Origin of the sequence: Haloarcula litorea (assembly GCF_029338195.1) — an archaeon.
In the GTDB taxonomy this organism is placed as follows: domain Archaea; phylum Halobacteriota; class Halobacteria; order Halobacteriales; family Haloarculaceae; genus Haloarcula; species Haloarcula litorea.
The window spans coordinates 1,541,109-1,563,775 of the sequence record NZ_CP119779.1; the positions used below are offsets into that span (position 1 = coordinate 1,541,109).

General features: G+C 70.8%; 21 protein-coding genes, 1 tRNA gene and 1 other RNA gene. 10 read left to right on the forward strand and 13 right to left on the reverse strand.

Translation table 11 applies throughout. The features are described 5' to 3' along the window. Positions 1 to 16 precede the first annotated feature (16 nt). The gene (locus P0592_RS08200) at positions 17 to 1,207 is read right to left on the reverse strand and encodes a sensor histidine kinase (protein WP_276273787.1); all 1,191 of its coding nucleotides are present in this window, start codon (positions 1,205 to 1,207) and stop codon (positions 17 to 19) included. Between the two features lie 167 nt (positions 1,208 to 1,374). Next, complete coding sequence (locus tag P0592_RS08205) at positions 1,375 to 3,762, reverse strand: bacterio-opsin activator domain-containing protein (RefSeq protein ID WP_276273788.1); 2,388 nt, start codon at positions 3,760 to 3,762, stop codon at positions 1,375 to 1,377. A 126-nt stretch (positions 3,763 to 3,888) separates the two neighbouring features. On the opposite strand from P0592_RS08205, the gene P0592_RS08210 reads away from it, so the two are divergent. Next, positions 3,889 to 5,025, forward strand: a complete 1,137-nt coding sequence (locus P0592_RS08210; RefSeq protein WP_276273789.1) for a sensor histidine kinase — start codon at positions 3,889 to 3,891, stop codon at positions 5,023 to 5,025. A 136-nt stretch (positions 5,026 to 5,161) separates the two neighbouring features. Here P0592_RS08210 and P0592_RS08215 read toward each other — a convergent pair. Next, positions 5,162 to 5,232 (reverse strand) — tRNA-Gly (locus P0592_RS08215). 246 nt (positions 5,233 to 5,478) lie between these two features. On the opposite strand from P0592_RS08215, the gene P0592_RS08220 reads away from it, so the two are divergent. From P0592_RS08220 to P0592_RS08235, 4 genes are all read left to right on the forward strand, one after another. Continuing rightward, the gene (locus tag P0592_RS08220; protein WP_276273790.1) at positions 5,479 to 6,312 is read left to right on the forward strand and encodes an NAD+ synthase; all 834 of its coding nucleotides are present in this window, start codon (positions 5,479 to 5,481) and stop codon (positions 6,310 to 6,312) included. Positions 6,313 to 6,395: 83 nt separating this feature from the next. Then, positions 6,396 to 6,785 (forward strand): DUF7383 domain-containing protein, encoded by a 390-nt coding sequence (locus P0592_RS08225; RefSeq protein WP_276273791.1) that lies wholly within the window; start codon positions 6,396 to 6,398, stop codon positions 6,783 to 6,785. 174 nt (positions 6,786 to 6,959) lie between these two features. Then, entirely contained in the window at positions 6,960 to 8,639 is a 1,680-nt protein-coding gene (gene thsB / locus P0592_RS08230) for a thermosome subunit beta (RefSeq protein ID WP_419181120.1), read from the forward strand. A gap of 594 nt (positions 8,640 to 9,233) precedes the next feature. After that, positions 9,234 to 9,650, forward strand: coding sequence for a DUF8059 family membrane protein (locus P0592_RS08235; RefSeq protein ID WP_276273792.1), 417 nt, complete (start codon positions 9,234 to 9,236; stop codon positions 9,648 to 9,650). A gap of 9 nt (positions 9,651 to 9,659) precedes the next feature. Here the strand turns inward: P0592_RS08235 and P0592_RS08240 are convergent, their stop codons facing one another. After that, positions 9,660 to 11,411, reverse strand: coding sequence for a PAS domain-containing protein (locus tag P0592_RS08240; RefSeq protein ID WP_276273793.1), 1,752 nt, complete (start codon positions 11,409 to 11,411; stop codon positions 9,660 to 9,662). Positions 11,412 to 11,758: 347 nt separating this feature from the next. Continuing rightward, positions 11,759 to 12,583 carry a hypothetical protein gene (locus P0592_RS08245; protein WP_276273794.1) on the reverse strand — a complete coding sequence of 275 codons (825 nt, stop codon included), beginning with the start codon at positions 12,581 to 12,583 and terminating at the stop codon, positions 11,759 to 11,761. Positions 12,584 to 12,680: 97 nt separating this feature from the next. On the opposite strand from P0592_RS08245, the gene P0592_RS08250 reads away from it, so the two are divergent. Then, on the forward strand, positions 12,681 to 13,685 hold the full coding sequence (locus P0592_RS08250) for an ornithine cyclodeaminase family protein (protein WP_276273795.1): 1,005 nt from the start codon (positions 12,681 to 12,683) through the stop codon (positions 13,683 to 13,685). Here P0592_RS08250 and P0592_RS08255 read toward each other — a convergent pair whose 3' ends face one another. Further along, positions 13,686 to 13,901 carry a DUF7535 family protein gene (locus tag P0592_RS08255; RefSeq protein WP_276273796.1) on the reverse strand — a complete coding sequence of 72 codons (216 nt, stop codon included), beginning with the start codon at positions 13,899 to 13,901 and terminating at the stop codon, positions 13,686 to 13,688. An 86-nt stretch (positions 13,902 to 13,987) separates the two neighbouring features. Between P0592_RS08255 and P0592_RS08260 the strand changes: the two genes are divergently transcribed. Then, positions 13,988 to 15,217 carry a potassium channel family protein gene (locus tag P0592_RS08260; RefSeq protein WP_276273797.1) on the forward strand — a complete coding sequence of 410 codons (1,230 nt, stop codon included), beginning with the start codon at positions 13,988 to 13,990 and terminating at the stop codon, positions 15,215 to 15,217. Between the two features lie 26 nt (positions 15,218 to 15,243). On the opposite strand, the gene P0592_RS08265 is transcribed toward P0592_RS08260, so the two are convergent. After that, entirely contained in the window at positions 15,244 to 15,510 is a 267-nt protein-coding gene (locus P0592_RS08265) for a DUF7536 family protein (RefSeq protein ID WP_419181121.1), read from the reverse strand. Positions 15,511 to 15,611: 101 nt separating this feature from the next. On the opposite strand from P0592_RS08265, the gene P0592_RS08270 reads away from it, so the two are divergent. Continuing rightward, complete coding sequence (locus tag P0592_RS08270; RefSeq protein ID WP_276273798.1) at positions 15,612 to 16,568, forward strand: succinylglutamate desuccinylase/aspartoacylase family protein; 957 nt, start codon at positions 15,612 to 15,614, stop codon at positions 16,566 to 16,568. A 43-nt stretch (positions 16,569 to 16,611) separates the two neighbouring features. On the opposite strand, the gene P0592_RS08275 is transcribed toward P0592_RS08270, so the two are convergent. From P0592_RS08275 to P0592_RS08300, 6 genes are all read right to left on the reverse strand, one after another. Further along, complete coding sequence (locus P0592_RS08275) at positions 16,612 to 17,223, reverse strand: rubrerythrin family protein (protein WP_276273799.1); 612 nt, start codon at positions 17,221 to 17,223, stop codon at positions 16,612 to 16,614. 63 nt (positions 17,224 to 17,286) lie between these two features. Next, positions 17,287 to 17,736 carry an arsenic resistance N-acetyltransferase ArsN2 gene (gene arsN2, locus P0592_RS08280; protein WP_276273800.1) on the reverse strand — a complete coding sequence of 150 codons (450 nt, stop codon included), beginning with the start codon at positions 17,734 to 17,736 and terminating at the stop codon, positions 17,287 to 17,289. 50 nt (positions 17,737 to 17,786) lie between these two features. Then, positions 17,787 to 18,779 carry a matrixin family metalloprotease gene (locus P0592_RS08285; RefSeq protein WP_276273801.1) on the reverse strand — a complete coding sequence of 331 codons (993 nt, stop codon included), beginning with the start codon at positions 18,777 to 18,779 and terminating at the stop codon, positions 17,787 to 17,789. A 46-nt stretch (positions 18,780 to 18,825) separates the two neighbouring features. Further along, positions 18,826 to 19,214, reverse strand: an RNA gene (gene rnpB / locus P0592_RS08290) — RNase P RNA component. A 103-nt stretch (positions 19,215 to 19,317) separates the two neighbouring features. Next, positions 19,318 to 21,081 (reverse strand): nitrite/sulfite reductase, encoded by a 1,764-nt coding sequence (locus P0592_RS08295; RefSeq protein WP_276273802.1) that lies wholly within the window; start codon positions 21,079 to 21,081, stop codon positions 19,318 to 19,320. A gap of 93 nt (positions 21,082 to 21,174) precedes the next feature. Further along, positions 21,175 to 21,516 carry a DUF8134 family protein gene (locus P0592_RS08300; protein ID WP_276273803.1) on the reverse strand — a complete coding sequence of 114 codons (342 nt, stop codon included), beginning with the start codon at positions 21,514 to 21,516 and terminating at the stop codon, positions 21,175 to 21,177. A 266-nt stretch (positions 21,517 to 21,782) separates the two neighbouring features. On the opposite strand from P0592_RS08300, the gene P0592_RS08305 reads away from it, so the two are divergent. Both P0592_RS08305 and P0592_RS08310 read left to right on the forward strand, forming a co-directional pair. Next, positions 21,783 to 21,944 (forward strand): hypothetical protein, encoded by a 162-nt coding sequence (locus P0592_RS08305; RefSeq protein WP_276273804.1) that lies wholly within the window; start codon positions 21,783 to 21,785, stop codon positions 21,942 to 21,944. A 48-nt stretch (positions 21,945 to 21,992) separates the two neighbouring features. Continuing rightward, positions 21,993 to 22,658, forward strand: coding sequence for a DUF7119 family protein (locus tag P0592_RS08310; RefSeq protein ID WP_276273805.1), 666 nt, complete (start codon positions 21,993 to 21,995; stop codon positions 22,656 to 22,658). The last annotated feature ends 9 nt before the right edge of the window (positions 22,659 to 22,667 follow it).

A 22,667-nucleotide genomic window follows, 5' to 3' on the forward strand; every position in this document is an offset into this window, starting at 1 on the left:
CCCAACCCGGTCGCGGTCACAGCAGCGAGAAGAGCGTCACCGTCTTCGGGTCGACACCGGACGCGTCGCTCGGGTCGCCGGGCGTCTCCGGGACCGACACCGTCTCCGCCGCCAGCGGGACGGACAGTTCGACCGCGGCCCCGCCGAGATCGGCCTCCCGGATGTCGATCTCCCCGCCGTACTGCCGGAGGACCGACGCCGCCAGGAACAGGCCGAGCCCGTCCCCGTCGCTCTGGAGGCCCCGTTCGTTGGCCTCCAGCACGCGCTCGCGTGCGGCCGCCGGGATCCCGGGACCGTCGTCGGCGACGGTCACCACGGCGGTTCCGGCGGTCACGGTGGCGCTCACCTCGACCGTCGGTCGGTCGCGATCGTTGTGCTCGACGGCGTTCTCCAGCACGCTCGCCAGCGCCCGTCCGAACAGGTCGTCGGCCCGGACCGTCCGGTCGGGCAGCGACTCGACTCGGACCGTCGCCTCGGGGTAGCGCTCCCGTGTCTCCGCGACCCGGGCCGGGACGACGGCCGGCAGCGCGACGGGTTCGAGGTCCGGCTCTCCGGTCAGCGTCCGCGTCAGCTCGCCGATGTTCTCGACCGTCTCCGCCATCCGGTCGGTTCGGTCGAGGACGGTCCGGGCCCACTCCTGCGGGTCGTCCTCGGTCCGCGTCGCGAGCAGTTCCGCCCGTCCCCGGACGACCGTGAGGCTGTTGAGCAGCTGGTGTCGCAGCGTCCGGTTCAACAGCTCGGTCGTCTCTCGCTGCCGTTCGAGGAGCTCCTGCTCGACCCGGGCCGCCGCCGCCGTCTCGGCGGAACGGCGCGCCTGTACGCTGTAGACCCCGACCAACAGACCGAACAGCCCGCCGGCGATGATCTCGGTCAGCAGTCGGACCCCGACCGGGACGGTCGGCTGTCCGACCGCGCGCAACAGAACGGGCCAGAGCCCGAGACAGGCCATCACGACCAGTCCGCCGGTGAACCACTGGATCACCGTGTCGCGGTCGCCGAACCCGTCGGTCCGGCGGAGCTTCAGTCCCTGCCACACTGCGACGCCGGTGAACGCCGCCGGCAGCATAACGTCCAGCAGGGCGTAGGCCGGCACCGCGACCTGCAACCAGACGACGACCGTCAGCGTCCCCAGAGCCATCAGACTCACCGTCGGGACCCACCACTCGCGGATCTGGCGCGCAGGTCCCAACCCCTCGCGTTCGTCCATCTTCGTTGATATATAAACGAACTATAATATATGTGTTTTCCCTGCTTCACCCGTCGAAACGGCGGGGACCGTGGTCCGTCCCTCAGCCTGGGACCTGGCTCCCGCTCCACGGCTCGCTGGTGCTCGCCGTTCCGCGCCGAGGCGCTTCGCTGACGCTCAGCGCCTCGCTACCCCTCGAACAGCTCCTCGAACACCTTCTGCTGGGCGGCCCGCAGGTGCTGGTGGTAGGTCGGCCGCGAGATGTCCATCGCGCCGGCGAGTTCGTCCCCGTCGACCTCGCGGGGCCACTCGAAGAACCCGCCCAGATACGCCGTCCGCAGGGCCGTCTCCTGGCGGTCGGTGAACCGGTCCGACAGCGAGGCCCGGAACTCCTGGCGGGTCTGGACCGGCCGCTCGTGTTCGTGGTAGCCGGCCAGGTCGGTGCCGTCGTAGTTGTCTTCGACCAGCGAGAACACCTCGCGGGCGTCGGCCTCGTAGGGGAGTTCGATCGTGTAGCTGGCCACGCCGTTCTCGCCGCCGATGTCCCGCGGGACGGCCCCGTGGTCGACCAGCCTCGCCAGCAGCGACGTCTCGACGGTGACGTCGAACAGCGCCTCGCCCTCGTGTTCGACCACGAGCGTCGCGTCGGTCACGGTGTCCTCGTCGGCGAGCGCGTCCAGTACCGCCTCGCTGTCGGCCCCCTCGGCGGTGAGGTACACCCGCAGCGACCCGTCGTCGTTCATCACCAGTTCGTTGGCCGACAGCGTCGCGCCGGTGCCGGCCGACAGCCGGCTGGCCAGCAGGTCCCGGTCGTCGACGGTGAAGGAGAGTTCGATGACCTTGTCGGCCGAGAGGATCTTGCCGCTCTCGATGGCGTTGATGGCGTTCGCGACCGCCCGGCCCAGCGACTCCAGGACCACCCGCTCTCGGTCGTCGAAGGCGTCGGGCCGGTCGCTACAGACGTAGAGCACGCCGTACGTCGAGTCCGTGTACGACAGCGGGATCGCCATCAGCGACGCGACGCCGGCCTCGGCGGCCCGCTGGCCCCACTCGCCGGCGTCGGCGACGTCGCCGACCACCTCGGCCGTGTGGTCGGTCAGCGCCCTCGCCCCGGGGTCGCCGTCGGCGACCGACAGCGAGACGCCGTCCATCGACACCGGGGCCTCCCCGGCCCACGCCCGCGCCTCGATGGACTCGCCCCGGACGTCCGGTCGGCCGACGAAGGCGAAGGTGTACGGCTCGGTCGCGGCGACCTCCTCGCAGACCCCGGTCTCGACCGCCTCGCGGGTGGTCGCGGCGACCAGCATCTCGATGGTGTTCTCGACGAGCCCGTTGATGCGTTCGAGGATGGTCGCGATGCGCTCGCGGGTCTCGCGGACCTCCTGCTCGCGTTTGGCGCGGTTGCAGGCCGCGGCGGCGTTGGTCGCCAGCAGCTCGACGACCTGGCGGTCGATGTCGTCGAGCGCCCCCGCCTCGGCCGCCATCACGCTCAGGGTCCCGTGGACGCCGATGGGCACGTACAGTCCCGACGCGACCGTCGTCCCGTCGGCGAGGTCGTGGGGGGCGTCGCGGGCGACGCCCTCGCCGGAGGCGAACACCGTCCCGACGGGTTCCTCGTCCAGTTCGTAGACGCGCCCCTCGCCCAGCGTCTCGACCGCGGCGTCGGTGGCCGCCGCGGGGCGGAGTCGCTTCGCGTCGGCGTCGTACAGGTGGACCGCCGCGATCTCCAGGCCGAGGACGCGCTCGGCCGCGCTCGCGACGACGTCCGCGACCTCCTCGCGGCTGGGTGCCTGCATCAGCGACTGGGAGGTCTCCTGGAGCGCCGACAGCATCTCCTCGCGGCGCTTCCGCTCGGTCACGTCGCGGATGACGCCCGCCGTCCCGCGAAACGTGCCGTCGGGACCGTACAGCACCGTCATGTGGTCCTCACAGGGGACCGTCTCGCCGTCGGCCCGGCGCAGTTCGAGTTCGAACGTCGTCTCCACGTCGTCCGGTCCCTCGGCCGAGAGCAGTTGCCGGAGCTTGTCCTCGGCGAGTTCGACGGTCCCGCGGTCCTTGATGACCGCCGTGTGTTCGCCCAGCAGCTCGTCCACGTCGTGGCCGGTCAGGTCCGCCATCGCGTCGTTGACGAACACGAACTCCCCCTCGTCGTCGAGCGCGTAGACCCCGTCGTCGAGCGCGCCGACGACCTCGGCGTAGCGATCGAACCCCCCGAGGCTCGCCGTCCGGCCGGCCCCGCTCGTGACCGCTCGCTCGATTCGATGTGCGAGCACGGCGTGGTCCCCCTCGCCGCCCCGCCGGACGTAGTCCGTCGCGCCGTCGGCCAGCACGCCACTCGGGTCCCCGTCGTCGAAGACGACGACGGGGAGCGCCCCGTCCCCGTCGCGCGGTCGCGTCACGGCTTCCGGCGAGTCCCCGTCGAGCGTGACGACGCAGTCGACGTCGGGGGCCTCCGACTGCAGGTCGGCCCCGGTCAGTACGTCGAACCCGTCGCGCTCCGCCCGGAGCGCCTCCGCCGTCGCACTGACAGTCTCGTCGTCGCCCCCACAGACCAGGACGCGTGACACCGTACGCATCACCTAACTGGTTAGCAAGTCGGCGGTACAAAGGTGTTGTCCTGCCCGGCGGGCGGCACCGCGAACGCGCTCGCAGTCGCGTCGCGAGCCACCAAGAACTATCCACCGTCGGCTGTAGTAGGGTGTATGGAAAGCGGCTGGTCGTCTACGGGCGTCCCCGAGAGCCTCACCGCGCCGCTCCGACGCGTCTCCTCGCTGCTCCCCGCGTCCGAACTCGGCGGGCCGGTCCTCCTCGCGGGGCTCGGGCTCGGTCACGCCGCCGTCGCCGTCTGGAACGCCGCCCGGGAACTCTCGCGGTTCGGGATCGAGCTGGGTCCGGCGATCGCGTTCGTGCTCGTGGCCGGTCCGGGGGTCGGCCTCTGTCTCGCGGGGGCACGACTGTCCAGCAGTCCGCTCGACACGGACGACCGCTGGCTCGTCGGCTGGAGCGCCACCGGCGGCGCGGTCCTGCTGGGCACGATCGTCTACCTCTCGATGCTGGTCCGGCTCGCCGAGGGCCGCCCGATCTCCGAGCCGGTCTTCGTGCTCGGGATGACCAGCGGGATGGGCGGCGTCGCCGGTGCCGCGGTCGGCACCCTCTACGCCCGGGCGCTCCGGGCTGCAAACGAGGCCGAGCAGCGACGCACGCAGCTGGAGCTGCTGAGCAGCGTCTTCCGGCACGACGTGCTCAACAGTATGATCATCATCCGCGGGCGGGCGGACGTCCTCGCCGAGGAGGCGGAGGGACGCGAACGGGAGTTCGCCGAGTCGATCCACGAGCACAGTCAGACGGTGATCGAGCTCGCCGAGCGGGTCAAGGACGTGATCGCCACCATCAGCGACTCCGGTGCCCTCGAACTGACCCCCACCCGGCTCGAACCGATCGTCGAGCGCCAGCTCGCGCCGTTCCGGAGCAGCCACGACGACGTGCGGTTCGAGACCGACGTCGACGACGTGGCCGTCCTCGCCGACGACATCCTCGAAGAGGTCGTCGGGAACCTGCTTGACAACGCCGTCGAGCACGGCACCGACGGCGGCGGCGACGTGATCAGCGTCACGACGGAGCGCCGGGACGGTCGGGTCCGGCTCAGGATCGCCGACACCGGCCCCGGCGTCCCCGACGAGCTGAAAGACCGGCTGTTCGAGCGCGGGACGTCCGAGACCGGGAGCGGGTTCGGGCTCTTCTTCGTCGCGACGATGGTCGACCACTACGGCGGCGACGTGTGGGTCGAGGACGCCGACGACGGCGGTGCCGCCTTCGTCGTCGAACTCGACGCGGCGTAGCCGGCTCCGAGCGCCGCCCGGGCGGCTCGATCCCTCGCCGTGGCGAGCGGCCGCCGATCCGACGACGGGACCCGCTTCGCGCGTCTCCCGTGGCTATCGACCGACAGAACACTCCTCACGTCCGCTCGCCGCAGGATGCGCCGGCCGGGAATTGAACCCGGGCTATTGGCTTGGGAAGCCAATGTCCTACCACTGGACCACCGGCGCACTTCGCTCACTCTGTTCGCTCGCGCGCCGAGGCTCGCGATTCCGCCGGAATCGCTCACCACCGGCGCACTTCGCTCGCGTCCGCCACGGACGCGCCGCGTACCACCAACTACCTCGACGGGCGCACTTGAACGTAGCGTTTCCGGCGGGCGGGACGGGGTCGCCGGCCCGTGATAGGACTGGACGGCCGTCCGGAAATGCTGCGCCTATGGGTGAGTATTAGTGTCGGCCGTCCTACCCTCCGGTATGGCCGAAGCCGACACTGTCGTGCGGGCGGAGGACCCGCTCGACCTCACCTTCTCGGAGGCCGAACTCGACGCGCACCGCGAGCACATCACCGACTTCGTCGCGGGGCAGTTAGACGCCGCGGGCGTCGACCGGGCGGTCATCGGACTCTCCGGTGGCATCGACAGCACGCTGACGAGCCACCTCGCCGTCGAGGCGCTGGGCGAGGACGCGGTCCACGGCCTGGTGATGCCCAGCGAGGTCAACCGCGCGGAGAATATGAGCGACGCCGAGCGGGTGGCCGACGAGCTGCTGGGCATCGAGTACGACGTCGTCGAGATCAACCCCCTCGTCGACGCCTTCCTGAAGGCCTACCCCGACGCCGACGGCGACCAGATGGCCGTCGGGAACCTCCGGGTGCGCTGTCGGGCCGTGCTGAACTACCTCGTCGCGAACCACGAGGACGCGCTGGTGCTGGGGACCGGCAACCGCAGCGAGGCGCTGGTCGGCTACTACACGAAGTACGGCGACGGGGCCGTCGACTGCCACCCCATCGCGCCCCTGTACAAACAGCAGGTCCGGCAGCTCGCGAGCCACGTCGGCGTTCCCGACGACCTCGCCGAGAAGACCGCGAGCGCCGAGATGTGGAGCGGGCAGACCGACGCCGCCGAGATGGGGATGGACTACGACACGCTGGACTCGATCCTGGCCCTGCACGTCGACGGCGGCGTCCCGAAGTCGGCCACGGCCGCCCACATCGGCGTCCCCGAACGGGTCGTCGAGCAGGTCGTCGAGATGCACGAGACCAGCGCGCACAAGCGACAGATGCCGCCCGGGCCCGACCCGCTGTACTGAACCGGGACGCCGCGTCCGCCCGGCCGTCCCGCGTCGTCGGTCCCGACTCATCGTTTTATTGTCACTCCGGCCGTCGTCGGAGTATGTCACACCGCGCCAACTACGCGCGCTGTCAGTTCCTCCAGCACCTCGGTCCCGACGCCGACTCGCTGGCCGTGCCGTGGGCCGAGTTCACCGGCGACCGGACCGACCCCGTCGCGTTCGAGGTGCCGACGGCGACGCCGACCGACCCCTACGTCGAGGTGCAGGTCTACGACGTCGGCGACTACGACCACGACATCCTGCTCAACGGGCGGGCGCTCTCGGGGTTCGACCTCCCGCCGGCGGAGGGGTGGCAGTACTGGATGGACGCCGTCGCCGACACCCACCTCCAGGGCGGCGAGAACACGCTGGCCTTCGAGCGGGCGGACACCGGCGAGGACGCGTTCGTCGTCGGGGTCGCCGTCGTCAACTGGAAGGAGCCGGTCGAGTGACTACTTAAAACACCGGCTCGTGGGTTCGAATCGCGTGCGAAGCTGTCACACGATACGGGTCGGTATCGGTCGCAGTGGCGCGGTTTCGGCGCTCGGGGTCGGCGTCGGCTCCCCCGCCCCGCTCGCCGCTTACCCGCACTTTTATATAGAACCACATACAATCTTCGCCCGACTATGAGCCAGCGTCAGATGCAGGGCCAGCCCATGATCATTCTGGGCGAGGACGCCCAGCGGATGAAGGACAAGTCCGCACAGGAACACAACATCTCGGCCGCTCGCGCGGTCGCGGAGTCCGTACGCTCCACACTCGGGCCGAAGGGAATGGACAAGATGCTCGTCTCCTCGATGGGCGACGTCACCGTCACGAACGACGGCGTCACCATCCTCTCGGAGATGGACATCGACAACCCCACGGCCTCGATGATCGTCGAGGTCGCGGAGACCCAAGAGGACGAGGCCGGCGACGGCACCACCTCCGCCGTCGCCATCGCCGGCGAGCTCCTGAAGAACGCCGAGGACCTGCTCGACCAGGACATCCACCCGACGGCGATCATCAAGGGCTTCGACATGGCCGCCACGCAGGCCAAACAGGAGATCGAGGACATCGCGACCGACGTCGACCCCGACGACGAGGAGCTGCTGAAGAAGGTCGCCGAGACCTCGATGACCGGGAAGGGGGCCGAGCAGAACAAGGAACTGCTCGCTCAGATCATCGTCGACGCCGTCAACGCCGTCACCGTCGAGGCCGACGACGGCTCCGTCGTCGCCGACCTCGAGTACCTCAACATCGAGACCCAGACCGGTAGCTCCGCCGGCAACTCCGAGCTGCTGGAGGGCGCGGTCGTCGACAAGGACCCCGTCCACGAGGAGATGCCCACCGACGTCGACGACGCCGACGTCCTCCTGATGGACACCGCCATCGAGCTGGAGGAGACCGAGGTCGACGCCCAGCTCTCCGTCGACGACCCGAGCCAGCTCCAGAACTTCCTCGACCAGGAGGAACAGCAGCTCAAGGACCTCGTCGACAAGATCGAGGCCACGGGCGCGAACGTCGTCTTCTGTCAGAAGAATATCGACGACATGGCCCAGCACTACCTCGCCCAGAAGGGCATCCTCGCGGTCAAGCGGGCCAAGAAGTCCGACATCGAGTTCCTCAAGGAGGTCCTCGGTGCCAGCGTCGTCTCGGACCTCGACTCCGCGAGCGAGGCCGACCTCGGCCACGGCTCTGTCTCCCGTGACGCGAGCGAGGGCCTGTTCTACGTCGAGGGCGGCGAGGACGCCCACGGCGTGACGCTGCTCCTGCGCGGCTCGACCGACCACGTCGTCGACGAGCTCGAACGCGGCGTCCAGGACGCGCTGGACGTCGTCGCCTCCACCGTCGCCAACGGCGCGGTGCTGGGCGGCGGCGGTGCCCCCGAGGTCGAGGTGGCCTCGCGCCTGCGCGACTACGCCGACGGCGTCGAGGGCCGCGAGCAGCTGGCCGTCGAGGCCTTCGCCGACGCGCTGGAGATCATCCCGCGCACCCTCGCGGAGAACGCCGGCCTGGACTCCATCGACACGCTGGTCGACCTCCGGGCGGCCCACGAGGACGGCGACGTCAGCGCCGGGCTGGACGTGTTCACCGGCGACGTCGAGAACACGCTCGACGCCGGCGTCGTCGAGCCGGCCCACGCCAAGCGCCAGGCCGTCTCCTCGGCCGCCGAGGCCGCGACCCTCGTGCTGAAGATCGACGACATCATCTCCGCCGGCGACCTCTCGACCTCCGGTGACGGGGACGAGGGCGGCCCCGGCGGCCCCGGCGGTGCCCCCGGCGGTATGGGCGGTATGGGCGGCGGCATGGGCGGCATGATGTAAGCGAGGGTCCGCAGGACCCTCGATGCCGAGCGGGGAACGCAGTGACCCGCGAGGCGAGACCACTTTCTGCACCTCACTCGCGCGGCTTTCAGTCCCGTCGCGCGCCTCCGGCCCGCGGTGATCGCTCGCCGCCGTCGAACCGGCGCGCTCCGCGCGCCGGACGCTCACCGTGATCGATTCCCGCTTTCGCGTTCGGCGAGTCCCTACTGCTTCGCGTCTGCCGCTCGGCACAAGACTTCACCAGCGGTACGGCAGTGGGTCGGTACGTGGCGGACCGCGCTCCTCGTCGCCGTCGCTCCCGCCTCCGCCGGCTGTTCGGGACAGATCGGCTCCTCGGGGACGGCCACCCCGACGGCAACCGTATCTCCGACGGCCACACCCGCGGCGACCCCGGAGCGGACCGGTGGGTCGACGCGACCACTGTCGACAGTGAGCCGGCGACTACCCTGACCGACGGGAGGGGGAGCTTGACCTCGTAGTCGAGACCGCTCTCGCCGGTCCGGCGGGTCACGGTTCGACGCACCCCTATCTGTCGGCGACGAATGCAAATTGAACAAAACTTAAGTGTAAGTGAAGATATTCGGGAAAACGACCATGACAAAGGCGCTCAAGGCGTCCGGATTCCTCGGACTCGCGACGATGATGACCGTCGGGCTCTACCAGTTCGTCCGGCTCGCGGGCGGACAGGGCGTCCCGGGGTGGATGATCGGCGGGCACGCACACCTCGGGGTGCTGTCGATCCTGGCGATCGTGCTGGGCTTTGCCGTCCCGGCGGTGGGCGTGACCGGCCGACTTCGGACCGCCGTGACGGGGTTGTTCGTCGCTGGCCAGTGGGGCATCCCCGGGATCGTCTGGCTCGGCGAGGGGTTCGGGCTGGGGTTCCTGATGCCGACGGGGTTCCTCTGGGGCGGGGCCCTCGTCGTCTCGATGCTGATCATGTTCTACAAGACGATCACCCAGCCGAGCGACGCCGGCGGCGGGCAGCCCGGCTTCTCGCCGGCCGACGACTGACGGCGGCCGTCAGTCCGCGCTGGGGAACGTGAGCCGGATGCCGCTCCCGTCGTCGACGACGTCCATCCGGCCGCCGCTGTTGTCGACAGCCCACTTCACCAGCCAGAGCTCGACGCCCGGTGCGTGGTCGAGCTGGCGTTCGGACCCGCGCTGGAGGACCCGCTGTTCGATGTCCGAGAGGTTGCCGGTGGCCGTCCGGACGGTCAGCTCGACGGTGTCCTCGTCCGACGGGCCGGCGACGGCGATCGTGATCCCGCCCTCGTCCGACCCGCGCTCGATGGCCCGCTCGACCAGCTGCTCGACGCAGGCGTGGATCGTGCCCGGACACCGCCCGCGGGCGGTCTCGGGGGCCGACACCGCGACCGGGACGTCCGGATACGTGGCACGAGCGTGTGCCGCCACCTCCTCGGCGACCGCGGCGAGGTCGCTCGGGTGACTGTCCGTCTCCGTCGGGTCGATGCTCCGGTTGAACTGCCGGGCGGCGTCGCTGATGTCGAGCAGGTCCGTGGCGGCCACCTCGATGCGGGACGCGAGCTCGCGCAGCTCGTCGGCGCTGATCTCCTCGGCCACCCTCGTGATGTGGTCGGCGGTGCCGGCGACGACGGTCATCTTGTTGCGGATGTTGTGTCGGAGGACCCGGTCCAGCACGGAGAGCCGGTTCTGGTGTTCGGCGATGTCGGAGATGTCGCGGCCCACCAGGATGACGCGGCGAGCGAGCCCCTCCGACTCGAAGTCCGCCCGCTGTGCGCGGAACTGGAAGACAGCGCGGCCCCGGCCGAGCGTGTCGAGCGCCAGTTCGAACGACTCGGGACCGCCCGTGTCGGCCACGTCGGCCAGCGCGGACTGGACCGCCGCGGCGTCGCGGGGCTCGAACACCGCCGTCAGCTCCCGCTCGACGAGCTGGTCGGGGCCGAACGCCGCCACCGCGGCCCGGTTCGCGTACTGGATGCGCTCCTCGTCGTCGAGGACCAGCACCGGGTCGTCGATGGACTGGACGATGCGCTCGTACTGCTCCAGCAGGGTCGTCCGGGTCTTCCGATCGGTGATGTCGCGCTGGAACCCGAGGAAGTGGGTCACGTCGCCGTCCGGGCCGCGGATCGGCTCGATGTCCAACGCGTTCCAGAACGGCTCGCCGCTGGCCCGGTAGTTCAGGATCTCGACCGACACCGGCTCCTCGGCCTCCAGCGCCGCGCGGATCTCGTCGACGGTGGCCTCGTCGGTCCCCTCGCCCTGGAGGAACCGGCAGTTCCGCCCGAGCGCCTCGTCACGGTCGTAACCGGTCAGCTCGACGAACCCGTCGTTGACGTAGGTGAGCGGCAGCTCCGGATCGGTCGCGTCCGCCATACTGATGCCGATGCTCGCGCCGTCCATCGCCCGCTCGGACCGCTCGAGCTGTTCGAGCCGCTCCTGGGCGGTGACGGAGTAGGATCGCGTCTCCAACAGCCCCTCGACCTGCGACCGGAGCGCCTGTTCCGAGGTCGGCAGCGGCTGGATCGCGTCGACGGTGTCCCCGAGCGCGTCGCCGTACCGACGCCACGGGTTCCCGGCATCCCTCGCGAGCAACAGCACCGGGGCGTACACCGCTCCCTCGCTGTCCTTCCAGGTTCCCAGCGCGTCCCGGAGCTGTTCCAGGCGGGTCTCGTCGACGAGGCAGACGTCCGTCTCGGGCGGGACGGACCCGTCCGCCCCGACCGTCTCGAACGACGCGAGCGACTCCCGCAGGAGCTCGCGGTTCCGCTCGCCGCTTACCGCCAGAGCCACCCGAGGCCGCTCGTCGTCCGGTGCGACCATCGAACTATCAGGCATCCCGTGTCCTCTGAACGGTCGCGCCGCTGCCGTGACAGAGTGACCGGTCCTGGGTGGTGTACGGGTGATCGTTCATCGATCGGCTGTCCTCCGGCGGGTGGAACGCTCCGGTACCGACTGCCACCGGCCGCGATCAGCCACACGGCACCGCTCGATGGGCCGTGTCGCTGGCGTCTGTGTCCCGCGGTTCTGATTACGGAAGTTTCGTGTCGGTCCACTAAAGCACACCGGCAGTTCACACCGCGCCCCGACGCCTGGACCGTGGCGGCACCGGGCCACTGCGAGACCGACCCGACGCCCGCTCACCCGCCGACGGCCGGCGTCGTCCGGCCGACCCGGCTGAACCGCAGCGACTCCGTCACCCGGAGCCGCGCCCCGTCCCGGACCACCGTGTACTGCGTGCTGTAGCTGTAGACGAGGCCGCCGGGACCGACGACGGCGGTGAACCGCACGTCGCCGACCCGATCCGCGGGGGCGACCGGGAACCGCGACCGGTCGACGGCCCCGTCGGCCCGCACGCGGGCGACCGGTGCGCGGTAGGTCTGCATCACCTCCTCGCGGGTCCGGCGCACCTCGGTCACGTCCGCGCCGGAAAACAGCGCGGCGACCCGGCGGTTGAACGTCGGGTCGAAGAACAGCGCCGCGCGCGGGGGCAGCGGGGGCGCGCCGATCCCCTCCCCGTCGGCGACGACCTGCCGGCGCGTCGTCCCGTTGACCGTCGTCCACTGCACCGCCCGGTCCTCGACCCAGCGGGTGCGGACCGTCCGGTCGGTGACGCCGGTCCCCGTGACCGTCCGCCGGGCGACGTACGTCCGGTAGTTGGCCGCGAACGCGCCCGTCGTCACCTGCCGGAGGCGGACCGTCCCGTCGGCGGTCCGGACGGTCCGGCTGTGCCGCAGCGTGTACGACGCGTTCGAGAGTCGTCCGACGTGGGCCCGCGCCAGCGCGTTCACGTCGGTGACGCCGGCGGCGCTGAGTCCGGGTGCGACCTGTCGCGGCGGCTCCGTCGGGACCGGTGCCGGCGTCACACCCGCCTCCGGCCTGTCGGGTCCGCCGCCGCCGACGAAGCCGGTACAGCCGGCGGTGACGAGACACAGCGCCAGCGCGACCAGTCCCGCCCGGTGCATACACGACGGTCGGCCCGCGGCGGCATAACGCCCGGGGAGAGTACACACGAGGGAACCGAATCGGACAGTTAAGTGCCGCGACGTGTGAGCGGTAGGTATGCAGACGCTGCTGCTCGGCCCCGACGACGTGGCTGAACACGCGGACCTGCCCGCGGTCATCGACGCCGTCGCGTCGGCCTTCGCGGCCGACGCCCGCGGCGACACCATCATGCCCGCCAAGTCCTACATCGACCTCCCGCAGTACAACGGCGACTTCCGGTCGATGCCGGCGTACGTCCACGCCGGCGACTGGGACGCCGCGGCGGTCAAGTGGGTCAACGTCCACCCGGACAACCCCGCCGACCACGACCTGCCGACGGTGCTGGGGACGCTCATCTACTCGGACCCCGAGACCGCGTTCCCGCTCGCGGTGATGGACGGGACCGTCCTCACGCGCCTGCGGACCGGCGCGGCCGCCGCCGTCGCCACCGACCACCTCGCGGTCGCGGACGCGGATTCGCTGGGGCTGGTCGGCGCGGGCACGCAGGCCTACACCCAGCTGGAGGCCATCGCGGCCGTCCGGGACATCGAGACGGTGGTCGTCGCCGACCGCGACCGGGCGAAACAGACCGCCTTCGCCGAGCACTTCGGCGATCGGTTCGCGGTCCACGCCGGCAGCATCGAGGAGGCAGCCGGCTGTGACGTCCTCTCGACGATCACCCCGGTCGAGTCCCCCATCGTCGACCGCGAGTGGCTCGGCGAGCATACCCACGTCAACGCCATCGGGGCCGACGCCGCCGGCAAACACGAACACGACGACCGGACCCTGCTGGACGCGAAACTGGTCATCGACGACTACGAGCAGTGCACCCACTCCGGGGAGATCAACGTCCCCTGGAGCGAGGGGACCCTCTCGGAGGCGGACATCTACGGCGAACTCGGCAGCATCGTCGCCGGCGACCTCGACGGCCGGATCGACGACGACGGGATCACGCTGTTCGACTCGACGGGCCTCGCCATCCAGGACGTGGCGACGGCCCACGTCGCCTACCAGGGGGCGCGCCTGGCCGACGCGGGGACCGAGTTCGAACTGGTCGGGACGTCGACGAGCGGCCGGCCCTGACTACTCGCCCCCGGTCAGCAGTTCGCCCACGCGAGCCAGCGCCCACGCGATGAGGATGAACGGCAACAGCGGCACCAGCAGGATCAGCAGACCGAGAAACAGGCTCCAGCCGATGGCGTCCATCTCGGTGTCGGGCCGGTAGCCGGTCGGCGGCGTCACGCTGCGAAGCGGTTCGGGGAGGATGCCGGCGTCCGTCGGTTCCTGGCCGTCACTCATACTCAGTGATAGGTTCGCCAGCGGCTTAAGCGTACACCGGACGCCGACGGCGAACGCTTTTGCGACCCGGCCACGAAGCGGGCGCTATGGAGCCGACGGGGCCCGTCGACTACGAGCCGGTCAGCGTGAAGGCGGTGCTGGCGGAGATGAAGGACACCGCCGAGTTGCTCATCGACCTCTCGTACTCGGCGGTGTTGCTGGGCAGCGACGACGTGGCGGGGGAGGTGCTGGAACTGGAGGCGAAGATGGACGTCCTCCAGTTGCGCGCCCGGATGAGCCTGCTGATGGCCTGCCGATCGCCCGACGACGCCGAGGCGCTGGCCCCGGTGCTGGGGATGGTCGGAGCCGCCGAGAAGATCAGCGACGCCGCCGGGGACATCGCGAAAGTCGTGCTCGAAGACATCGGCCTCCCGGACACGATGCGGGCGGCGCTCCCCGAGGCCGTCGAGACGCTGGTGCGGGCGACGATCGCCCCGGACTCGCGGCTGGCCGGGCAGACGCTGGGCGACCTCAATCTGGAGACGGAGACGGGCGTCCGGGCCATCGCCGTCCGCCGACAGGGGTCGTGGCTGCTCAACCCCGACCGGGACACGCGGCTGACGGCCGACGACGTGGTCCTGTTCCGGGGGCCGGAGGACGGCGTCGGCGAGGTGTACGCCGACGCCACCGGCGAGGCCTACGAACCGCCCGAACCACCGCAGGGCGAGGGCCGGGACCTCGAACGCGCGGTCGACTCGATCGTCGTGATGAAGGACATGGGCGAACTCGCCGTCGACCTGGCCTACGGCGCGGTGCTGTTCGACAGCGAGACGGTCGCCGAGGAGGTGGTCGAACTGGAGGCCGAGGTCGACGCCCTCCAGTCCCGGTTCGAGGCCTGGACGCTGCGGGCCGCGAAAGACGTCGACGATCCGGTCTCGCTGCGGGGGCTGGTCCACCTCGCGCGCTCGACGGAGGTCATCTCCGACGCCGCCCTGGAGATCAGCGAGGGCGTCCTGCGGGGGCTGTCGACCCACCGGGTCGTCGCCGAGGCCGTCCGGGAGTCAGACGAGATCATCGTCCGGGCGACCGTCGCCGAGGCGAGCGGCCTCGCCGGGCGGACCATCGGCGAGGCCGCCGTGAAGACGGCGACGGGGATGCGCATCATCGCCGTCAGACGGGGCGAGGGCGAGAGCGCACGCACCGGGCGCGAGGGCGGCGACTGGGTGGTCTCGCCGGGACCGGAGACGCCGCTGCGGGCCGGGGACGTGCTCCTGGCGAAGGGGACCCGGTCGGGGGCCGAACGGTTCACCGAACTGGCGGAGGGCACCGCCGACTGACGGGCCGACCGCGTGCCGGCGGGTGGTCAGTCCGGGCCGCCCCGGAGCGCCAGCACCAGCACCGAGCCGGCCGTGAAAAACGCCGTCAGCAGCCCGCCCAGGGAGACGAGCAACACGAACGCCAGCGCGAGGTACAGCGCCTCGGGCCGGTTCGTGCCGGGGAGGACGACGAACAGGACGAGGATCGCGACCGTCAGGACGGCCGACAGCCCGAACCCCACCTTCGCGTTCCGCGGGACGTTCAGCGCCGTCACCAGCGCCGCGACGCCGCTCTCTGACTCGCTGTCTGACACACCGTCCGGTAGGGGGTGCCGGCCCAAGACTCCCCCGGTCCCGGCCGCAAGACCGTGGGGAATCCGAACCAGTAAAGGCCGACAGTCCGAACACGCGGGTAATGGTAACTTTCGGTACGGCGACGGCCGCCCCCGGCGAGGTCGACACGGGGCGGTTGGAGGTCGGCGAAACCCGCGACGGCAGCCCGGTGGGGCTTCCGGTGGCCGTGGTCAACGGTGCCGCCGACGGCAAGACGCTCTACCTGCAGGCGGCCAGCGACGGCGACGAACTGAACGGCGTGGGGGTCATCCAGCGGGTCCTCCCGCGACTGGACCCGGCGGAACTCTCCGGGACCGTCCTCGTCTGTGGGGTCGTCAACTACCACGCCTTCCAGGTCGCCGAGCACCGCAACCCCATCGACGACACGAAGATGAACCGTGCGTACCCCGGCGACGAGACGGGCACCTCCAGCGAGCGCATCGCCGCCGCCACCTTCGACGCCGCCGTCGGCGCGGACCTCGTGCTGGACCTCCACCAGGGGTCGACCTCGCGGATGTTAGAGGAGTGTCGGGTGCGCTGTGGCTCCCGGCACCGCCTCCACGACGACTGCCTCGAACTCGCGAAGGTCTTCGGCTGCGGGTACATCCTCGATCAGAAGGGTCCCGACGGCCAACTGGCCCGTGCGGCCCCCGACGAGGGCGTCCCGACCGTCGACCCCGAACTGGGCGGCTGTGTCGGCTGGGACGAGGGCTCCATCCAGAAGGGCGTCGAGGGCGTGTTCAACGTCCTGGAGTACTACGGCTTCCTGACGGGCCGCCACAGTCCCCGCCCGCAGACCCGCGCGACCGGCTTCGAGCAGTACGGCTCGCCCGCCGGCGGCCTGGTCGACTTCCAGGTGGAGCTGGGCGACCGCGTCTCGCGGGGCGAGACGCTGTTCGAGATCACCGACGTGTTCGGCGGGCAGAAGGCCGAGGTGACCGCCGACTCCTCGGGCGTGTTCTGGCGGTCCCGACGGCTCCCGCAGGTCGCGACCGGCGAGTACGTCTGCTCGGTCGGGACGAACCTCGACACGTACTGACCGCGCCGCGGTCCCCCGCGAACCGACCGCGCCGCTCGCCGCCTCAGCAGACGGGCTTGGGGTTGACGCCCAGCTCCTCCAGCGTCTCGAAGTAGTGGTCGTAGGCGGCGGCGATCACGTCCGCGGCCGCGTTCTCGGCGGTCTCCCAGTCCCCGTCGCTCTCGCAGGCGGCGTCCAGCAGGTCGGCGGCGTCCTCGCGGAGCGCCTCGACCCCGTCGCGGGCGCTGCGGAACGTGCTCGCCGTCCCCGGGTCGGCCTGCCCGGTGAAGAAGCCGGTCAGCTGTTCCTTGACCTTCCCGTCGACCAGGGTCCAGCCGACCAGCCCGCCCAGCCGCTCGACGGTCGCGTCGTAGCCGTCCAGTTTCGCGTGCATCCCCAGCTCGCGGTCCTCGGCGTGAGCCGCCAGGTCGTCGAGCCGCTCGGCGGCGTCGTCGGCGGCGCGGGCGAACAGGTCGGCGGCGTCGCCGTCGGCGTCGTCGGCCCACGCGGAGAACGTGTCGACGGCGGCCTGCTCGCGGGTGGCGGCGGCCGCCCGGACGGCGGCTTCCTCCATCTCGCCGCGTGTGTCGGCGTACAGGGTCTTCGAGGAACCGAGCCGGGAGAGCTCGGTCTGCTTGTCGTCGCGGACGGACGCGAGGAGGTCGTCTGCGGTCATACACGACGGTGGACCCGGCGCGGGCTTGAAACCGTCGGACCAGTCCGCCGCCGACGGCCGCGGTCAGTCGAGCGGCCTGACGAGGCAGGTCGCCGTCGCCGGGCACAGGTCGGCGAACTGGCTCGTCGCCCGGATCGACGGCGGGACCCGCTCTCGCTCGACCGGGTCGTACCCTCGCGCGCGGAAGAACGCCGCGGCGGTCGTCGTCAGCAGGTAGAGCCGCTCGACGCCCTCCCGCCGGGCCGCCCGTTCGAGGTGGGCACAGAGCGCGCTCCCGTACCCCTCGCCGCGATACGCCTCGGGGACGGCCAGCGAGCGCAGCAGGGCGTCCGATCCCTCGACCCGCAGGCCGCCGACCGCGACCAGGTCCCCCTCGGCGACCGCCAGGCGGAACCGCTCGGGCGCGTCGCGGACGTCCGAGGAGGGGAGGCCGCTCTCCTCGAGGAGTCGCTCGACGCGTCCGACGGTGTCCGCGTCGGCGCGCTCGACGGTGAGCTCCGGCGTCGCGGTCACGACTACCGGCCGTACGCCCGCGTCGTCCCTAACCGTTCGGGTCGCCGCCCTCACCCGTGCCACTCGCCGCGGCGCTCCGCGTAGGTGGCGTCGGCCATCGGTTCGGGGAGCTCGTCGGCGGGGACGCCGAAGGCGACCAGCGTCTGCCGGGCGACGTGCCAGCTCGCGGCCTCGCGGTCGAGGTCGACGAGCACCACCTCGACGCGGGTGTACGTCTCGATGGCGCGGTCCTGGTCGGGGTCGATCCCCTCCACCAGCACGCAGGAACCGGCGCTGTCACGACAGTCGGCCTCGTCGACGGCTCGGACGACGAGGTCCGCCGACTCGGGGTCGGCCGCCCACTCGACGGTGACGTTGCCCGGGACGGTGCCGTCGGCCCCCTCGGCGACGTAGGCCATCGCGTAGCCCACCTCGCGGCGGTAGGCCGCCCGCTCGTCGGCCGGCAGACTCCCGTTGTCGACGGCGACGGTCAGCGTCGCGTCGGGCCACGGGACCGGCCGCTCGGTGGCGTTGGGCTCGGGAAGCCTCGCCAGCTCGCGCCGGTGGCGCATCACGTCCCGGGGCTCGTCGTCGTGGGACAGGCCCAGGACGTGGCCGAGTTCGTGCTCGACGACGAGCCGCGTCGACTCGTTGGCCAGCCCTCGCTGGATCGACACCGACGCGGGGCGGTCGAACCGCGTCGAGGCGTTGATCTGGGGCGCACAGCCCGCCGAGTAGTCGGCCCCGCCGCAGTCGGTGACCTCGTCGACGAACCGAACCCGGACGTCCAGCGGGCCGTCGGTCGGCGTCTCGCCGGGGCCGACCAGCCGGAAGGCGACGTCGAACCCGGCGTGGGTCGGTGCCTCGCGCTCCCAGTAGGCCAGCGCGTCGGCGACGAGCGCGCGCTCGCGGTCGGTCCCGTCGACGGCGACGGTGGCGGTCTCGCCCGCGAGGGGGTGGCTGTCGGTCCCCGCCAACGACTCGGCCCCGTCGACGACGGCTCCACAGCCGGCCAGGCCGACCGCAAGCACCACCAGCGCCGCGGCCGCGGCTCGTCTGTCCATCGTCTACCCGTTGCCGTGGGCGCATTTGTGCGTTGTGGCAGAACGCGGCTGCGGGGAGTAAGCCCCCTTCTGTTCGGGCCGGCATTCGGCTCAGCGGCCGCGTCCAGCGCTCGCGCGCGGTGTCGGACTACCTGTCGACGCGGCCTTGCACCGGTGAGGATTCGCCGTTCCATCGGTCCGCCGTGAGCGAGGGGCACCGGACGGTGGCCCTCGATGGCCCTCGGTGGGTTAGCTTGCCCTCGCTTCCGGGCCACGAGACGGTCCGCCTCGTGACCCGTCGCTCGGGCGTCGCGCACCTCATCGGTCTCACAGCGACGTGTCGTTGCTGTTCCATCGCCGACGGTCTCCCGCCCCGGACTTGCGCCCGGTCACCCGTCCGACGGGTGGGGGGACTTTCCTCATGCCTCTCGGCACGGGAGCCGGCCTCCCGCTGCCGGACGGGGGTAGACGACTGCCGCCGATAAGGTTTGCTCTCCGGTGGTTCGTCCGGTCGAGTGGCCGGCGGCAGAATCGCGTCCGAGTGCCGAGCAGGCGTGCCCTAGTCGTCCGAGGGGAGCGGCTCGCCCTGGCCGTTCGTCGGCGCGGGCGAGGCGTCCATGTCGTCGTCCTCGGCGTAGGGGTACCACGTCTGCTTGGTGTTGTGCATATACGGGTCGTGGTAGTCGGTCTCCTCGGGTTCGACCAGCTCCGAGAGGGTCTCCTCGTCGCGGTCGGCGACGAAGTCACGGAACGTCTCGCCGTCCTCGCGGCGGTCCTTGAAGGAGTTCACGAGGTTCTTGATCGCCCCGGGCACCTCGTCGGCGGGGACGCGCATCTCCACCCAGTCGGCGAAGCGCGGGTCCTCGCCGAGGCCGCCGCCCAGGCCGATGTCAAGCGCCTCGACGGGCTCGCCGTCCTTGCGGGTCTTCATCCCGCGCAGGGAGACGTCGGCGATCTGGGGCTGGGCACAGGAGGCGGTACAGCCCGAGAGGTGGACGTGGAAGTCCTCGTGGTCGTCGGGGAGCTCGACGTTGTCGCGCAGCCAGCGGGCGTACCGCACCTGGCGGTTCTTCGTCTCGACGATCGAGAGCGAGCAGTACTCAGTGCCCGTACAGGCGATGGAGCCGCGCATGAACGGCGACGGCTCGGGCGAGTAGTCCTCCAGCAGCGGCTCGCTGGTGAACGCGTCGAGGTTCTCCTCGGGCACGTCCGTGACGATGACGTTCTGTCGCTGGGTCAGCCGGACCTCGCCGGAGCCGTACTCGTCGGCGAGCTCGGCCAGTTCGATGACGTCCTCCGCTCCCATCCGGCCGACGAGGACGTTCAGGCCGACGTAGTAGTCGCCGTTCTTCTGCTCGTGGATGCCGACGTGGTCGTCGTGGCCCTCGTTGCCGCCGGAGTTGTACGTGTACTGGTCGCGCATGTCGTCCCCGGCGGTCTCGAGTTCCCAGTCGACGAACTCGTCCTGGAGGACCTGGCGCATCTTCTCGGGCCCCCACTCGTCGACGAGGAACTTGATGCGGGCGTTGAAGCGGTCGTCGCGGTCGCCGTACTCGCGGAACAGCGCGGACATCCCGTGGGCGAGGTCCGCGGCCTTCTCCTCGGGGACCCAGACGTCGATGTCGCGGGCCAGCCGGGCCTCCTTCCGGGAGAGGCCGCCGCCGACGCGGACGTTGTAGCCGATCTCGCCGTCCTTCTCGGCGGGCTCGAAGGCGAGGTCGTTGATGTCGCCCTGCCCACAGCCCTCGTCACAGCCCGTCACGGCGACCTTCCACTTGCGCGGGAGGTTGGCGTAGTCGTCGTTGCCCTTGAACGTCTCGTGGAGCTCCTCGGCGGTGCCCCAGGCGTCGATGTGCTCGTGCTTGTCCTTGCCGGCGACCGGGCAGCCGACGATGTTGCGCCAGGAGTCGCCACAGGCCTGCTGGGTCGTCAGCCCGACCGACTCCAGTTTCTCGAAGATCTCCGGGATGTCCTCCAGCTTGATCCAGTGCAGCTGGATGGACTGGCGGGTCGTCCAGTCACAGTAGGCCTCGCCGAACTCGGGGTTGTCGGCGGGACCGGTGGCGTAGTCGCGGGCGACCTCGCCGATGACCTCCAGTTGCCCGGGCTCGATGACGCCGTTGGGCGTCCCGATCCGCATCATGAAGTACGACTCCTGGCCGGAGCGCTGGTGGTACAGGCCCCACCACTTGAAGCGCTCGAACCACGCGTCGTGTTCGTCGTCGGGGATGGCGTCCCACCCCTCCTCCGCGAACTCCATCAGGTGCTCGCGGATCTCGTTACCGTAGACCTCGCTCTTCCACTTCTCTACCTTGCTCGGCATAGTTGGTCGTGTACCGTCACTAGAGCTCCAGCCTTAAACGAGACGCTTTGCCGTCAACCGTCTCCCCCGCTCCCCGAAACAGGAGTATGTTGCCTATTCGTCCCCGTCGGCCAGCCGGGTGCGCTTCGCCGGGATGTGGACGCTCTCGTGGACGACGCCGTAGAAGTCGCCGCTCTCGGGATCTACGACGCGGCCGACGGTGAGCCAGTCGGTGACGCCGCTCTCGCCACACGCGATGCACTGGCCCGCGATGCGCGCCTGGATGTCGGGGTGGTCGACGCCGACCTCGACGAACCCCTCGGCGAGGAAATCGGTCGTCTCACAGCCACAGAAGTCACTCTCCGCCAACAGCCACAGGTCAGAGACGTTCACTTCCCGGGAGTCGTTGACCGAGATCCAGGCCCCGTCGTCGAGCTGGTGAACGTCGGTCGTCATTACATCTCATTAGATCCCCGAGGACCGTGAGGGCGTCGCCGCTCGCAAGTTTCGCCGGGGCCGAACACGTTCGACCGCCTTCGGGCGGTGAGTGGGTCGCGCTCACACGGGGGAAACAGACACGCCCGACCGTCCGTGGTAGCGGCAACATAACCCTACAGACGGCAGCGCGGGTGAAGCTTACAGGAGAGTGCGGCCTTATGGTGGGTGGGCCGTTACGGGGTAGTAGCGACACGCGGCGAGCCGTCGCCGCTCCACACGAAACGATGACCGACGCACAACAGACCCACGACGACTCCGACGCCCGAGCGGACGAACTGGACGACGAACCGGCGACCGATCACCTCGACGACGTCGAGGACGGCTGTGGCTGCACCGAGATCTGGGAACACATGAGCGAGACGCGCGAGAGCGCTGCGGACGACTGATTCTCCCGGACGAGACCCTTTTGTGCCGCGACCGCTAACGATGGTGTGATGCCTGAGCGTTCGCCGTCGACGGACCGCGAGTCTCCCGTCGGCAAACCCGTCATCCGTGGCGACCCCGACCTCACCGGGCAGCGCGCCGACGAGGCCGTCGAGTTCGACCCCGAGGACGCCGAGAGCCTCGAACTCGCGGCCCGGACGGTGCGACAGTTCTCCGAGAACACGGCCGGGGCCGACGACAACGTCTTCATGTTGCGGGGCGCGGCGGCGTGTGCGGCGCTGGTCCGCGGCGAGGGGTCGTACAAGGCCGCCGCCGAGCGCGCGGGCGGGGACGCCACGGTGTCGTTCATCCGCAAGTGGTCCCGCGTCCACGACCTGCCGCGCTCCGTCCGCATCCACGTGGCGAAAGGCGAGATCGCGCCCACCGCCGCCAAGCACATCGCGCGCCTCTCCGGGAAGGCCCGGCTGCTGCTGGCGTGGGCGGCGCTGGACCACGACCTCACCGTCCGCGAGATCCGCGCCGTCGCCAGCGGCACCAACGAGGGGACCTCCGTCGAGCAGGCGCTGGCCGATGTCGGCTACCGACTCGGCGAGCTCACCGTCACCGTCGACGTCGACGCGTACTGCGAGCTCCGCCGCCAGGCCGCGCTCGACGCCGCCTCCCCCAGCGAGGTCGTCAGCGAGGCGCTGGCGTCGGAACTCGGCGACGGACCGTAAGATCTTAGC

Coding starts and splice junctions, on each gene's coding strand:
- P0592_RS08200 (WP_276273787.1), bottom strand. CDS start 1,207: ATGGACGAACGCGAGGGGTTGGGACCTGCGCGCCAGATCCGCGAGTGG.
- P0592_RS08205 (WP_276273788.1), bottom strand. CDS start 3,762: ATGCGTACGGTGTCACGCGTCCTGGTCTGTGGGGGCGACGACGAGACT.
- P0592_RS08210 (WP_276273789.1), top strand. CDS start 3,889: ATGGAAAGCGGCTGGTCGTCTACGGGCGTCCCCGAGAGCCTCACCGCG.
- P0592_RS08220 (WP_276273790.1), top strand. CDS start 5,479: ATGGCCGAAGCCGACACTGTCGTGCGGGCGGAGGACCCGCTCGACCTC.
- P0592_RS08225 (WP_276273791.1), top strand. CDS start 6,396: ATGTCACACCGCGCCAACTACGCGCGCTGTCAGTTCCTCCAGCACCTC.
- thsB (WP_419181120.1), top strand. CDS start 6,960: ATGAGCCAGCGTCAGATGCAGGGCCAGCCCATGATCATTCTGGGCGAG.
- P0592_RS08235 (WP_276273792.1), top strand. CDS start 9,234: ATGACAAAGGCGCTCAAGGCGTCCGGATTCCTCGGACTCGCGACGATG.
- P0592_RS08245 (WP_276273794.1), bottom strand. CDS start 12,583: ATGCACCGGGCGGGACTGGTCGCGCTGGCGCTGTGTCTCGTCACCGCC.
- P0592_RS08250 (WP_276273795.1), top strand. CDS start 12,681: ATGCAGACGCTGCTGCTCGGCCCCGACGACGTGGCTGAACACGCGGAC.
- P0592_RS08255 (WP_276273796.1), bottom strand. CDS start 13,901: ATGAGTGACGGCCAGGAACCGACGGACGCCGGCATCCTCCCCGAACCG.
- P0592_RS08260 (WP_276273797.1), top strand. CDS start 13,988: ATGGAGCCGACGGGGCCCGTCGACTACGAGCCGGTCAGCGTGAAGGCG.
- P0592_RS08270 (WP_276273798.1), top strand. CDS start 15,612: ATGGTAACTTTCGGTACGGCGACGGCCGCCCCCGGCGAGGTCGACACG.
- P0592_RS08275 (WP_276273799.1), bottom strand. CDS start 17,223: ATGACCGCAGACGACCTCCTCGCGTCCGTCCGCGACGACAAGCAGACC.
- P0592_RS08285 (WP_276273801.1), bottom strand. CDS start 18,779: ATGGACAGACGAGCCGCGGCCGCGGCGCTGGTGGTGCTTGCGGTCGGC.
- P0592_RS08295 (WP_276273802.1), bottom strand. CDS start 21,081: ATGCCGAGCAAGGTAGAGAAGTGGAAGAGCGAGGTCTACGGTAACGAG.
- P0592_RS08300 (WP_276273803.1), bottom strand. CDS start 21,516: ATGACGACCGACGTTCACCAGCTCGACGACGGGGCCTGGATCTCGGTC.
- P0592_RS08305 (WP_276273804.1), top strand. CDS start 21,783: ATGACCGACGCACAACAGACCCACGACGACTCCGACGCCCGAGCGGAC.
- P0592_RS08310 (WP_276273805.1), top strand. CDS start 21,993: ATGCCTGAGCGTTCGCCGTCGACGGACCGCGAGTCTCCCGTCGGCAAA.